The sequence below is a fragment of the Devosia sp. genome, assembly GCF_048261455.1.
GTDB lineage: Bacteria > Pseudomonadota > Alphaproteobacteria > Rhizobiales > Devosiaceae > Devosia_A.
In genome coordinates this window covers 1-13,218 of sequence record NZ_JBLXGA010000002.1, presented here as the reverse complement: position 1 = coordinate 13,218, position 13,218 = coordinate 1, and the positions used below count along the sequence as shown (strand labels likewise).

Genomic DNA, 13,218 nt, shown 5'->3' with positions numbered 1-13,218 from the left:
TCGACACACTGCTGTCGCGCCTCGGCCAGTCCCTGCCTGCAACCGTCTCAGCCGAACTTCCCGGCGGCTTCGCAAAGCTCGCGGCAGGCAGCGAGACCTTTGTTCTCAAGCTGCAGCCGCCCCTCCCCGTCGGCACCTCGGTCGTGCTGCGCCCCGCTGCCGACGCCAGAGGACAGGCTGCCGTCACTGTGCTGACCCGCCCACCGGCATCCACATCTGCCGCGCCGACCCTGGCGCCGGTCGCGCGCATACCTCTGCCGGTCACAGCGCCGCCCACGTCAGGCGCAACACCCCCCGCAGCGTCGTCAGGCGCGCGTCAGGCCCCCGCATCCGCCGCGCGCCCCACCACGCCTGTTGCCGCAGCAGCCTCAAGCCCGACGCCGCCGCCATCCGCTTCCCTCACGCCGCAACGCGCCTCCGCCAATTCGCCCATAACGGCTTCGCAGCCAGCGGCACCATCCGCAACGACACCATCCGCGCCGAATCCCGCTCAGGCCTCGGGACCGCCGACCACCGCCAGTTCCCCGCCCTCCGCGGCCCAGCTCATCACGACATCAGGCGGCGGCCAGGCGCTGGTCCAGCCCGGCACGGCGACTGCGCTCCAATCGTCCACACCTCAAATATCGCAGACCAATTCTCCTGCACCGCAGACCGGCGCCACACCGTCCAGTCCGTCAGCCGCAGCGACCACTGCGCCGCGCGCCGCGTCGCTGGCGACAGTCCTGGCAGACCCAGTGCAGGCAGCCGCCCGTCAGAACTCCCTTGCCCCGGTGCTCGCCCGCCTTCCGGCACTGCTCGATGCCGCGGCGACGCTCCCCCAGCCACTGGTGGCAGCTGCGCAAAAGCTCCTCGCCAACAGGATCGATCTGGCCCGTGGCGCACCGACTGCGGCGACCCTGAAGGCCGCCGTCACCGCTGCGGGGATTGCCAGCGAACCTGGTGCACGCCCTCTGCCCACCGATACCCGCGCCGCCTTGCTGGGTCTGCGCACCGGGCTGTTGGCGCTGCTGGGGGATGCCATCGAGCCCGTCGCTCCTGTCACCCGCCAGCCGCCACCGCCCCTGAAGGGCGATCTGCCCCGTGCGCCCGATCCGCAGCCGCAGCTGCCGCCGGACAACTCGCGTGAGGGCCTTCGGCAGCTGCTGGGTCATACCGAAGCCGCCATCTCGCGGCTAAAGCTCATGCAGCTCGCCTCGCAGCCGCCCGATCCCGGCCGCCCCTCCGCCCAGCCGGCGGAATTCCGCGTCGAAGTGCCCCTGCTGTTCAACGCCCAGACCGCCATGTTGCAGCTTCAGGTGACCCGCGATGCGCCGCGCCGCGATACCGATCGTCGTCCCCGCGGGTGGCGCATGCGCTTTGCCGTAAAGCTCGCCGCCATCGGTGAAGTCGGTGCCGAGATCGCCCTCATGGGCACCAGTGCCAATGTCGCGCTCTGGGCCGCCGAGCCGGCCACTGCGGATGCGCTCGAAGCCCTGCTGCCCGAACTTGCTCCGGCCCTCACCGCTCGCGGTCTGGAGGTTACTGGCGTCCACTTGCGGCGCACCCCGGCACCGCCGAAACCCGGCCAGCCCGGCCGCCTGCTGGATGCCGCGACATGAATGAGCCCGAAGACCGCCCCATCGATCTCGCCGTGGCGCTTTCCTATGAGCGCGGCAGCCGCGAAGCGCCCCGTATCACAGCCAAGGGCAGGGGGGAGCTGGCCCGGCGCATCGCCGCGCTGGCGGCAGAAAACGGTGTCGCCATCGAAGCCAACGAAACCCTGGCCCAGGCCCTCGCGGGCGTAGAGCTCGACGAGACCATCCCGATCGAGCTTTACGAGGCCGTCGCCGAGATCATCGGCTTCGTTCTGCGCGCCGCAAATTCTCAGCGCTGACGGTCGCACTTTCCGGTAGCGATCGGCTAGTGTAGCGCATCTTTTAAGGCGCGCCGCCAAACCGGATCCCGTTACATGTCTCAGCCCTTCGCCTCCATCGACACCCCTGCCGTCCTCATCGACCTCGATCGGGTCGAAGCCAACCTGCAGCGCACCCAGCAACACGCCGATGCCGAAGGCTACAAGCTCCGCCCCCACATCAAGACCCACAAGCTGCCGCGCTTTGCGCTGCGCCAGGTCGAACTCGGCGCCGTCGGCATCACCGTGCAAAAGCTCGGCGAAGCCGAGGTCATGGCCGATGGCGGCATCACCAATCTCCTTCTGCCCTACAACATCATCGGTGAGCGCAAACTGGCCCGGCTCGTGGCCCTCAACGCCCGTGTCACGTTGGCCGTCACGGCCGACAGCCCAGATACCGTCGCCGGCTATGCCGCGACCTTCACGGCCGACCAGCCGCTGACCGTGCTGGTCGAGTGCGATACCGGTGCCGGGCGCTGCGGCGTGCAATCCCCGGCACAGGCGCTCGCGCTGGCCCGTCAGATCGACATGGCACCCGGCCTCAGCTTCGGCGGGTTGATGACCTATCCGCCTAAGCACGACATCGCCGCTTCGAACGCATGGCTCAGCGAGGCGGTCAACCTCATCGAACAGGCTGGCCTGCCGGTGCCCGTCGTCACTTCGGGAAATACCCCCGACATGTGGAGCCCCGCAGCCGCGCCGGTCACCGAGCGCCGCCCCGGCACCTATATCTATTTCGACCGCTCGCAGGTGGCGAGTGGCGTTGCCAACCTAGACGATTGCGCCCTCACGGTTCTCGCCACGGTGGTCAGCCGGCCAAATGCCACGCGTGCCGTCATCGACGCAGGTTCGAAGGCCCTCACCTCCGACACGTTGGGGATGGACGGGTTCGGCCTCATCATGGGCACCGACCTCACCGTCACTGCGCTTTCAGAGGAACATGGCGTCATCAACCTGCCCGACGCCTCGGACTGGCCGCGGGTCGGCGATCGGTTGCGCATCATCCCCAACCACGCCTGCGTCGTCTCCAACCTTTACGACAGCGTCAATCTGGTCTCGGGCGATGATCTGGTCGAAACCGTTCCGGTTGCTGCCCGCGGTCGAAGTGACTAAAACCACTCCAGCAGGGAGTGGTATTTAAATGGTTCTTGATTGGTACGAAAAGCTTACCCTCAGCAGCGAGTGGCAGCCGGAGGAGGGTGACACCTCCGCGCGCTATACGCTGCGGTTGAAAAACGGGTCGGAACACGCGCTGAGCGGTTTCGGGCTCGGCTTTTCCGGCCTACTCCATGTCAGCGCCGATGCCCCCATCGAAGGCGGGCGGATCCTGAAGGCGCTGTCGAACTATTGCGAGGTCGCGCCGCCGCCCGACATCACGATCGCTCCGGGCGAGACCTGGACAATCATACTGCCCGAGCTCGGCTATCCGCTGCAGCATTGGACCGATGGTGTCGTCACCGGCTTCCTGATCCTCGACAATGGTGAAACCCGCTCGCTGCGCACCATCCCCACTGCGCTCGCCGGCAGTGACGCGCCGCGCCGCCGCGGCAGCCAGGCCTTCCCGCTTCCCGCGCATCCGCCAGAGTCGGTCGCCGTCATTCCGTGGCCGCGCGACGTGCAGATTGGCGGGCGCCGCACCGTGCCCGCCGGCCTGTCGCCGGTGTCGGACAGTACGGCAGGCACCGCTGCCATTGCGGCCTTCGACGCGCTCGTTGGACGCCTGTTTCCGGGCGAAGGTCTCATGCGCCCAGCCCGTGAGGGCGGAATAGACGTTCGTCTCGTCGATGGCCCCGGTGGTCCGGAGGGCTACGAAATCAGCTTCGCCGACGACGCGATCACCATCACCGCCGAAACCCGCGTGGGGCACCTTTATGGCCTCATCACCTTGGGCCAGATCCTGCGCGGCGCCAGACGGGGCCTCGATAGTCTCGATTTTCCGACCTCCGGTGCCATCACCGACGCGCCCGAACTGCGCTGGCGTGGCTGCCATCTCGATGTGGCGCGCCGTCTTTACGACGTCGATGAGGTCGAGCAGTTCCTCGCCATCCTGGCCTGGAACAAGCTCAATGCCTTCCACTGGCACCTCAGCGACGACGAGGCATGGCGGGTCGAGATCGCTGCCGTCCCCGAACTGACAGATATCGGCGCCTGGCGCGGCTATGGCCTGCCCATTCCGCCGCTGCTCGGCACCGGGCCGGAGCGGACCGGCGGCTATTATACCAAGGCAGACGTGCGCCGCGTGGTGACGCGCGCTGCCGAATGGGGCATCGATGTCGTCCCGGAAATCGACGTGCCTGGTCATTGCTACGCCGTGCTGCAGGCGCTGCCGCAACTGGCCGACCCGACGGAAAACGGCAGCTACAGTTCGGTGCAGGCATTCACCAACAACTGCCTCAATCCGGCGGTGGAAGCCGTCTACACGACCCTCGAAACCATCTTCGGCGAACTCGTCGAGCTGTTTCCGTCGCGCTATTTCCACGTCGGCGCAGACGAGGTGCCCGCAGACGCCTGGGCGAGTTCGGCCGCAGCCAAAGAGCTCGCGAGTGGTCTGGGTGGCACAGGTGCCGCGCCGCTCCAGGCGCATCTCCTCCAGCGCATCCAGAGCTTCCTGACCAGCCAGGGCAAGATCACCGGCGCCTGGGAAGAGGCCGCGCAGGGCGGCGGCGTCGACAGCGAAAACAGCTACCTTGTCGGCTGGCACACGGTCGAAGCCAGCCAGCGGCTCGCGGCCCGGGGCTATGACGTGGTCGTCGCCCCAGGTCAGGCCTATTATCTCGATATGGCCATCGCCCCGGAATGGCACGAATGCGGGGCCTCATGGGCCGGCTTCTCGTCGGTAGAAGCCACCTATGCCTTCGATCCGGCGGACGGCTGGTCCGACGCCGAGCGCCAGCACCTGCTCGGCGTGCAGGCCTGCATCTGGTCCGAGCCGATGACCGACCGCGCCGTCTTCGACCGGCTGGTCTTCCCGCGCCTTTCGGCCATTGCCGAAACTGGCTGGACCGCGCCCGCGCAGCGCAACTACGCCCGCTTTGCTGCCTTCGCCGGGCTCATGCCCAATCTGCATGGCTTTTACGAAGGGCACTGACCCGCGTATGCAGCCGCTAGCAGCGGCGAAACGAAAAGAGGCGGGGGACTGGCCCCCGCCTCGGCATTCAAACGATGCCGTGACTTACAGCGCGTCCGTGATCTCGGTGGTGTAGGCGCCTTCGGGCTCGTTCTCGATGATGTCCTGAGCCAGCAGCGCGTCCTTGGTGCGCTCGTAGGTCTCGAGGTCGAGCGCCGGATCACCGGCATCGACCAGCTTCGAGACTTCGCCGACCATGTAGAGCTGCGCATCAAATTCGGCAGCGCCCGTGTCATCCATCTCGACGACGATCTCGGCCGCCTCTTCCGGATTGTCGAGCGCGTACTGCCAGCCTTCCATAGAGGCCTTTACGAACCGCGTGTAGGCATCCACCTTGGCCGGGTCCTCGAGCGTATCCTCCATCACATAGAGGCCGTCCTCGAGCAGGTCATTGCCCATTTCGCTATAGTTGAAGATGGTCAGGTTGTCCGGGCCATAGCCCGCAGCCAGCGCCTGGCCATATTCGTTATAGGTCATGACCGAGATGCAGTCGGCCTGGCCCTGGATCATCGGCTGGATATCGAAGCTCTGCTGCAAGACGGTCACGCCGCCCTCGGAGCCGTCGGTCGCCAGGCCTTCCTTGCTCATCCAGGCAAAGAACGGATATTCATTGCCGAAGAACCACACGCCAAGCGTGTGCCCGGGGAAGTCCGCCACTTCGGTGATACCGGTCTCGGTTGGGCAGATCATCATCAGGCCCGAGCGCTTGAACGGCTGGGCGATATTGACCAGCGGCACACCCTTTTCGCGTGCGGCCAGCGCGCCACCCATCCAGTCGACGATGATGTCGGCGCCACCGCCGGCGATCACCTGCTCCGGCGCCATGTTCGGGCCACCGGGCAGAATGGTGACGTCGAGATCTTCGGCTTCATAGAAGCCCTTGGATTTTGCCACGAGATAGCCGGCAAACTGCGCCTGCGTCACCCACTTGAGCTGCAGCGTCAGTGCATCTGCAGACATGGCGGCCGTAGCGGAAAACGCCATGGCGCCGGCAGTCAGTGCCATAAGAAGCTTTTTCATCAGATGTCGTCCCTTACCCTCGTTACGCCCGTCCACCACGGACAGACGGATGCCAGAACGTGATGGCGCGCTCGATCAGCGCCACCACGCCATAAAAGGCAGATCCCGCAACCGCCGCCATGGCGATCTCTGCCCAGACCAGGTCGATGTTCAGTTTGCCGACCTCGGTCGATATCCGGAAGCCCATTCCCACAATAGGCGTCCCGAAGAATTCCGCTACGATTGCGCCGATCAGCGCCAGAGTCGAGTTGATCTTCAGCGCGTTGAAGATAAACGGCGCCGCGGCTGGCAGCCGCAGTTTGACCAGCGTCTGCCAGTACCCCGCAGCATAGGTGCGCATCAGGTCGCGCTCGATCACCGAACTGGCGTTGAGCCCGGCGACCGTATTCACCAGCATCGGAAAAAACGTCATCGCGACCACCACTGCCGCCTTAGATTGCCAGTCGAAGCCGAACCACATCACCATGATTGGTGCGATGCCGATGATCGGCAGCGCCGACATGAAATTGCCGATGGGCAAAAGCCCGCGCGCCAGAAACGGAGACCGGTCGACCATGATGGCGACGGCAAAGCCCGAGAGGCACCCGATCGCATAGCCGGCCAGCACCGCCTTCAAAAAGGTCTGCTGGAAATCCGCGACAAGGATCGGGATCGAGTCCAGCATCCGCGCCCAGATCAGGCTCGGGGCCGGCAGGATCACCTGGGGCACATTCGCACCGCGCGTCACCGCCTCCCAGGCGAACAGCAGCATGGCCCCGAACATTAGGGGGATCACGAGCTGCGCCACCCGCTCAGGTATCGTCCCCTCGCGGATCGCCTGCGCCAGCCGCTCGACGAACAGCCAGGAAAACAGCCAGGTCGCCGCGAGCGCCAGCCAGAAGAAGCCCGGCTGCAGCTCATAGGCGGGCAGCGCAAGGATCAGTGCCACGGCACCGAGCAGAGCAATCGCCGCATCCACCCACGGGCTGAAAGTCACGCGGAAGCGCGCCAGGCTCAGGACCGCCACGGAGCCGAAGACGACCAGCAGCAGCGGCGCGCCTCCCGTCAGCAGCGCCAGCACGAGGCTCAACGCGCCGCACCCGCCGGCCAGTGCGGCCAGAACGACTTGCAGCCGGCTCATGCCCGTGCCCCCATCAAGCGACCAGTTACCCGTTCGGCTGCGCCGACCCCGACCACCAGCAAGGCCGAAAGCGCCGCCGCCAGAAACAGCGCCGCCCAGATCTGTACGGTCTGTCCGTTATAGGACCCGGTCAGCAGCCGCACGCCCAGCCCGCCGCCTGCGCTGTTAGATAGTTCTGCCACCACGGCGCCAACGAGCGAGATCGCCACCCCCACTTTCATCGAGGCGAACAGGAAGGGCAGCGACGCTGGCCAGCGCAGCTTGGCAAACACATTCCACGCCGACGCATTATAGGTTCGCATCAGGTCGAACTGGATCGCCTCTGGCGTCCTGAGGCCCTTCACCATCCCCACGACCACGGGGAAAAAGCTCAGATACATCGAGATCAGCGCCTTCGGCACCAGCCCTTGGATACCGACCGCCCCAAGCCCCACCACAACCATCGGCGCAATCGCCAGGATCGGCACGGTCTGGCTCGCAATGATCCACGGCATCAGCGAGCGGTCCGACGCGTCATTGTGCACGATCGCCACCGCCAGCAGCACGCCCAGCGCCGTGCCGAGGATGAACCCGGACAGCGTCGAGCCGAGCGTGATGCCGGCATGGTAGGCGAGCGATCGCTTCGAGCCGATGTCGGTCTCGACCGTCGCCTTCCAGATTTCGCTGAACACCTGGTGCGGCGCCGGCAGCACCGGCTTCGATTGCGACCAGGTCTGGCTGACAAATGTCGTGAACCCGACCGGCTCGCCGGCGCGCTCGTTCAGCCGCGTCTGCCACGGGGCGTTCATCACCACGGCCATGACGTACCAGAACAGCACGATCACCCCGAGCACGGTCAGGATCGGGATCAGCTTGCCCTCGCGCCAGAACCCGTTCATCCGCGCCCCCAGCTCACTGCCAGCCGCTGCTTGACCGCGGCGATCGCCTTGTTGGCTTCAGCTTCGGTGATTCCCCGCGCGCAGCGCAGCTGCAGGTCGTAGGTGGCGATTTCGATCGCCGTTTGCGCCACCCGCCAGCCATTTATTGTCACCTTGCGGGTGGGATCGTCAGCCAGCCAGCGCAGCGCCCGGATCTCCATCGCGGGCACGATGATCGGCTTGGTGATCAGCACCAGCCGCCGCATGATGGTCAGCTCTTCGGCCCGGCTGATCAGAGACTCCGTGCCGAATGTCTGCCAGAGCAGAATGTTGAGCACAAACAGCCCGCCAAAGCCCCAGGCTGCCAGCCAGACCCACAACATCAGCGAAGAGTCAGAACTCGCCGCCAGTAGCAGGGCGCCAAACCCCGCGCCCACCATCCACGCCAGCAGGAATGCGATCATCTTGAGCCCGCTCAGCCATCGCCCGCGGCGCCGAAACGCCACCTCGGTCATCCCCTGACCTTCGATGACCTCTGCGCTGATGTTCGTGGCCCCTCCTGCCAGCATCACTGCTCCTCGTAGCTGTGACCGGCCCGTAGACCCTCGCGCACGCGATGAGCGATCTCAAGAAATTCTGGCGTCTCGCGGATGTCCAGCGGCCGCTCGGCGGGCAGGGGGCTTTCGATCACGTCGGTCACCCGTCCGGGCCGCGGGCTCATCACCACGATCTTGGTGCTGAGATAGACCGCCTCGGGGATCGAATGGGTGACGAAGGCGATGGTCTTCTTCGTCGCGGCCCAGAGCTTCAGCAGTTCGGAATTAAGATGGTCGCGGACGATTTCGTCCAGTGCCCCGAATGGTTCATCCATCAGCAGCAGGTCGGCATCGAAGGCCAGCGCCCGCGCGATCGAAGCGCGCTGCTGCATGCCGCCGGACAATTGCCAGGGGTGCTTTTTCTCAAAGCCGGTCAGGTTGACCAGCTCCATCACCCGCGCGATCCGCTTCTTCCGCTCGGCCTCGCCATGACCCATGATTTCGAGTGGCAGCGCCACGTTCTGCTCGATCGTCCGCCACGGAAACAGCGCCGGCGCCTGGAACACATAGCCATAGGAGCGGTTGACCCGCGCATCCTTCGGCGACGTGCCGTTGACCGTGATGGTGCCAGACGTCGGCTGTTCGAGGTCGGCAATGACCCGCAGGAATGTCGTCTTGCCACAGCCGGATGGCCCGATGAACGAGACGAAATCGCCCTTCTCGATGGTAAGGTTGACGTCCGACAGCGCCACCACGTCGCCATCGCCCGTCGAAAAGGTCAGCCCAAGCCCCTTGGCCGATACCACCGACATCAGCCGGCCTCCGCGCTGCGGGCCCTGGCACGGGCCTGGGCAAGGGGGAATACATGGTCCTCAGACAGTTGCGCCCGCGGCACGCCGATCTCGCCCGCCAGCGGCATCCAGCACAGTTCCTCGATCTCGGCCTGCGGCGACACATCGGCTTCGGCGAAGACCGAGAAGACATCGGCCACCACCTGCCGGCCGGGCTCGTTCGCGGCATCAGCCGCAAACAGCCCCTCATAGGTCAGTGCGCTCTCGGGCAGGTCGAGCGCGATCTCCTCGCGCAACTCCCGCACCAAAGCCGCGACGGGTGTCTCGCCGGCGTCGATCTTGCCGCCGGGCTGCATGAAATGCCGGCTGCCGCGCTTGCGCACCAGCAGCATTTCATCGCGCCCATTGATGATCGCGGCAGCCGCGACGCGGATCGGTTCCCCTGTGCCCCCCGCCACGCCTAGACCCCGCTGGCCGGGATGCCGCTGCGCTCAACCTTGCGCGGTGCGGTCAGCTCTTTCCAGGTCGAGAGTGCCGAGTTGACCGGACCCATCGGCTTCCTCCCGACAAACTCGCCATAGCCTTCGCGGGTGTCGAGCTCGTCCTCTTTCACCGCCACATGGCCGCGGGTCAGAACGAAGCGCGGCAGGCCTTCGACTTCGAAGCCCTCGAACACATTGTAGTCGATCGCCGACTGCTGCGTTTTGGCCGAAATGGTCTTCTTGCGCTTGGGGTCGAGCACGATCAGGTCGGCATCCGCCCCGACCAGCACGGCGCCCTTCTTGGGATAGAGCCCCAGGATCTTGGCGATATTCGTCGAGGTCACCGCGACGAACTCGTTCATCGTCAGCCGCCCGGTCTTCACACCATAGGTCCACAGCAGCGACAGCCGGTCCTCGAGCCCGCCCGTGCCGTTCGGGATCTTGGAAAAATCGCCGATGCCGTTGCGCTTCTGCTCCGTTGTGAAGGCGCAATGGTCGGTGGCGACCACCTGCAGCGAGCCCGAGGCCAGCCCCGCCCACAGCGAATCCTGGTGCTGCTTGTTGCGGAACGGCGGGCTCATCACCCGGCGCGCCGCGTGGTCCCAGTCGGGGTTGGCATATTCGCTCTCGTCGAGCAGCAGGTGCTGCACCAGCGGCTCGCCGAACACCCGCATGCCCTTCTGGCGCGCCCGGCGGATCGCCTCATGCGCCTGCTCGCACGAGGTGTGCACGATATAGACCGGCACACCCGCCATGTCGGCGATCATGATTGCGCGGTTGGTGGCTTCGCCCTCGACCTCTGCAGGGCGCGAGAAGGCGTGTCCTTCAGGCCCGTTATTGCCCTCGGCCAGCAGCTTCTGCGTCATCGAGGCGACGACGTCGCCGTTCTCGGCGTGGACAAGGGGTAAGGCGCCCAGCTCGGCGCAGCGCTGGAACGAGGCGAACATCTCGTCGTCGTTCACCATCAGCGAGCCCTTGTAGGCCATGAAATGCTTGAACGAAGTGATGCCGCGGTCGACGACATCCTTCATCTCGTTGAACACCTGCTCACCCCACCAGGTGATCGCCATGTGGAACGAGTAGTCGCAGCTCGCCTGCGACGTCTTGTTGTCCCACCGCTGCAGCGCCTCGAGCAGGCTCTGGTCCGGGTTCGGCAGGCAGAAATCGACCACCATGGTCGTGCCGCCGGAAAGCGCTGCGCGCGTGCCGGTCTCGAAATTGTCGGTCGAATAGGTGCCCATGAACGGCATTTCGAGATGGCAATGCGGGTCGATCCCGCCCGGCATCACATAGCAGCCGCTCGCATCCAGCACCTCGTCGCCCGAGAGGTCCGGCCCGATCTCGGTGATCTTGCCGCCCTCGACCCGAATATCGGCCGCATAGGTCAAATCCGCGGTAACGATCGTCCCGCCCTTGATGATTTTGGATGTCATGCTTGTTTCCCCGTAATTCCGTTGCCCGGCACCGCATCACGCCTCCCTTCGGGAGAGAGGTCGGTCTTCGCGAAGCGAAGGCCGGGTGAGGGGGCCTTGTCCAGTCTGTCTGCGATTGTCTGCGACACGCCTTCGATGTTGGTCATCACGTCCGTGTTCCAGAAGTGGATCGCGCGATACCCGTGCTGTGGCCCCAATGAGGCGCCTGTTCGCTCACCCCACAATCTCCGCCGTCTCCAGCACCGCCCGCAGCAGCACGTCGGCGCCCGCAGTGGCCCATTCCTTTGAGATATCCTCGGCCTCGTTGTGGCTCAGACCGTCGACGCAGGGGCACATGATCATCGTCGAGGGCGCCAGCCGCGCCGTCCAGCACGCGTCGTGGCCTGCGCCCGAAATGATGTCCATGTGGCTGTAGCCGAGGTCGACCGCCGCCTGCCGCACGCGGCCGACCAGTTCAGGGTCGAAGGTCACCGGGTCGAAATGGCCAACCGCCTCCACTGCGCAGCCGACGCCCAGCGCCTCGCAGATCGTTGCGGCTTCCGCTTCGATCTTGGCGCGCATGCGGTCGAGCTTGTCCTGGCTCGGCGTGCGAATATCGACGGTGAACACAACCTTGCCTGGCAACACATTGCGTGAGTTCGGCGAAAAGAACATCTGCCCCACGCCGCCCACGGCGCCCGGCTGCTCTTCCATCGCCACGGCCTGCACCATCTCGACGATGCGGCTCATCGCCAACCCGGCATTGACCCGCATATGCATCGGCGTCGAGCCGGTGTGCGCCTCCTTGCCGGTCAGCGTGAATTCCAGCCACCACAGCCCCTGGCCATGGGTCACCACGCCGATCTGCTTGTCCTCGGCTTCGAGGATAGGTCCCTGCTCGATGTGATACTCGAAATAGGCGTGCATCTTGCGCGCGCCCACCTCTTCGTCGCCAACCCAGCCGATGCGCTTCAGCTCGTCGCCGAACGCCTTGCCCTCGGGGTCGGTGCGCGCATAGGCATAGTCCTGCGTGTGCATCCCCGCGAAGACGCCGGAGCCCAGCATTGCGGGCGCAAACCGCGCGCCTTCCTCGTTGGTCCAGTTGGTGACGACGATCGGATGCCTGGTCTCGATCCCGAGGTCATTCAGCGTGCGCACCAGCTCGAGGCCGGCCAGCACGCCCAGCACGCCGTCATAGCGTCCGCCGGTCGGCTGCGTATCGAGATGGCTGCCGACATAGACGGGCAGGGCGTCCGGATCTGTCCCCGGCCGCGTCATGAACATATTGCCCATGGTGTCGACGCCCATGCTCATGCCCGCGTCTTCACACCATTTCTGAAACAGCGCCCGGCCTTTGGCGTCGTCGTCCGTCACCGTCTGACGGTTCGACCCACCCGCGATCCCCGGCCCGATCTCCGCCATCTCGTGGATCGAGTCCCACAGACGGTCGGGATTGATACGCAGGTTCTCACCGGGTGCAGGCATGGGGCCTAGCCTCTTTTCGCTTGTGTCAATTTCAGTTCCTCGCCCCCTTCGGGGTGAGAGGTGGGATGACGGTCACCCCACCTGGATGTGTCGTTTCTTCCCTTACTTCTGGCTCGGGAAGCTGAATTCTGCGCCGCCCTTGATCCCGGCGGGCCAGCGCGTGGTGACGGTCTTCAGCCGGGTGTAGAAATGGACGCCTTCCGGGCCATAGATGGAATGATCGCCGAACAGCGAGCGCTTCCAGCCACCGAAGCTGTGATAGGCCACCGGCACCGGGATCGGCACGTTGATGCCCACCATGCCGACCTCGATCTTGTCGGCAAACTCACGCGCTGCATCGCCGTCGCGGGTGAAGATCGCCGTGCCATTGGCATATTCGTGCCCGTGGATCAGATCGACCGCGTCCTGATAGTTCTTGGCGCGCACCACGCTCAGCACCGGTCCGAAGATCTCCTCGCGGTAGATCGTCATGTCGGCCGTCACATTGTCGAACAGCG

15 protein-coding genes are annotated in these 13,218 nt (G+C 65.5%); 4 read left to right on the top strand and 11 right to left on the bottom strand.

From position 1 onward, the window contains the following. Positions 1-490: 490 nt before the first annotated feature. The gene (locus tag ACN0TK_RS02085) at positions 491-613 is read right to left on the bottom strand and encodes a hypothetical protein (RefSeq protein WP_417307785.1); all 123 of its coding nucleotides are present in this window, start codon (positions 611-613) and stop codon (positions 491-493) included. Positions 614-734: 121 nt separating this feature from the next. Between ACN0TK_RS02085 and ACN0TK_RS02080 the strand changes: the two genes are divergently transcribed. From ACN0TK_RS02080 to ACN0TK_RS02065, 4 genes are all read left to right on the top strand, one after another. After that, entirely contained in the window at positions 735-1,598 is an 864-nt protein-coding gene (locus ACN0TK_RS02080) for a flagellar hook-length control protein FliK (protein WP_417307784.1), read from the top strand. Next, positions 1,595-1,873, top strand: coding sequence for an EscU/YscU/HrcU family type III secretion system export apparatus switch protein (locus ACN0TK_RS02075; RefSeq protein WP_417307783.1), 279 nt, complete (start codon positions 1,595-1,597; stop codon positions 1,871-1,873). Before ACN0TK_RS02080 ends, ACN0TK_RS02075 begins: the two co-directional genes overlap by 4 nt. 75 nt (positions 1,874-1,948) lie before the next feature. Next, the gene (locus tag ACN0TK_RS02070; protein ID WP_417307782.1) at positions 1,949-3,004 is read left to right on the top strand and encodes a D-TA family PLP-dependent enzyme; all 1,056 of its coding nucleotides are present in this window, start codon (positions 1,949-1,951) and stop codon (positions 3,002-3,004) included. Between the two features lie 28 nt (positions 3,005-3,032). Next, positions 3,033-4,979 carry a beta-N-acetylhexosaminidase gene (locus ACN0TK_RS02065; RefSeq protein ID WP_417307781.1) on the top strand — a complete coding sequence of 649 codons (1,947 nt, stop codon included), beginning with the start codon at positions 3,033-3,035 and terminating at the stop codon, positions 4,977-4,979. Positions 4,980-5,063: 84 nt separating this feature from the next. On the opposite strand, the gene ACN0TK_RS02060 is transcribed toward ACN0TK_RS02065, so the two are convergent. The 10 genes from ACN0TK_RS02060 to ACN0TK_RS02015 form a co-directional block, all read right to left on the bottom strand. Then, positions 5,064-6,038: an ABC transporter substrate-binding protein gene (locus ACN0TK_RS02060; RefSeq protein WP_417307780.1), complete on the bottom strand. Its 975-nt coding sequence runs from the start codon at positions 6,036-6,038 to the stop codon at positions 5,064-5,066. 22 nt (positions 6,039-6,060) lie between these two features. Further along, complete coding sequence (locus tag ACN0TK_RS02055; RefSeq protein WP_417307779.1) at positions 6,061-7,158, bottom strand: ABC transporter permease; 1,098 nt, start codon at positions 7,156-7,158, stop codon at positions 6,061-6,063. Next, positions 7,155-8,036, bottom strand: coding sequence for an ABC transporter permease (locus ACN0TK_RS02050; protein WP_417307778.1), 882 nt, complete (start codon positions 8,034-8,036; stop codon positions 7,155-7,157). Before ACN0TK_RS02050 ends, ACN0TK_RS02055 begins: the two co-directional genes overlap by 4 nt. After that, positions 8,033-8,584 carry a hypothetical protein gene (locus ACN0TK_RS02045; protein WP_417307777.1) on the bottom strand — a complete coding sequence of 184 codons (552 nt, stop codon included), beginning with the start codon at positions 8,582-8,584 and terminating at the stop codon, positions 8,033-8,035. The genes ACN0TK_RS02050 and ACN0TK_RS02045 overlap by 4 nt, the downstream gene beginning before the upstream one ends. After that, entirely contained in the window at positions 8,584-9,363 is a 780-nt protein-coding gene (locus ACN0TK_RS02040; RefSeq protein WP_417307776.1) for an ABC transporter ATP-binding protein, read from the bottom strand. The genes ACN0TK_RS02045 and ACN0TK_RS02040 overlap by 1 nt, the downstream gene beginning before the upstream one ends. Further along, positions 9,363-9,800 carry an NUDIX hydrolase gene (locus ACN0TK_RS02035; protein WP_417307775.1) on the bottom strand — a complete coding sequence of 146 codons (438 nt, stop codon included), beginning with the start codon at positions 9,798-9,800 and terminating at the stop codon, positions 9,363-9,365. The genes ACN0TK_RS02040 and ACN0TK_RS02035 overlap by 1 nt, the downstream gene beginning before the upstream one ends. A gap of 2 nt (positions 9,801-9,802) precedes the next feature. Continuing rightward, the gene (gene hydA / locus ACN0TK_RS02030; protein ID WP_417307774.1) at positions 9,803-11,257 is read right to left on the bottom strand and encodes a dihydropyrimidinase; all 1,455 of its coding nucleotides are present in this window, start codon (positions 11,255-11,257) and stop codon (positions 9,803-9,805) included. Continuing rightward, a complete protein-coding gene (locus tag ACN0TK_RS02025) occupies positions 11,254-11,403 on the bottom strand; it encodes a hypothetical protein (protein ID WP_417307773.1) in 150 nt (49 codons plus the stop codon). Before ACN0TK_RS02025 ends, hydA begins: the two co-directional genes overlap by 4 nt. A 67-nt stretch (positions 11,404-11,470) precedes the next feature. Further along, a complete protein-coding gene (locus ACN0TK_RS02020; RefSeq protein WP_417307772.1) occupies positions 11,471-12,721 on the bottom strand; it encodes a Zn-dependent hydrolase in 1,251 nt (416 codons plus the stop codon). 102 nt (positions 12,722-12,823) lie between these two features. Further along, positions 12,824-13,218: aldehyde dehydrogenase family protein (locus ACN0TK_RS02015; RefSeq protein ID WP_417307771.1), on the bottom strand; the 395-nt coding region annotated here is incomplete at its 5' end.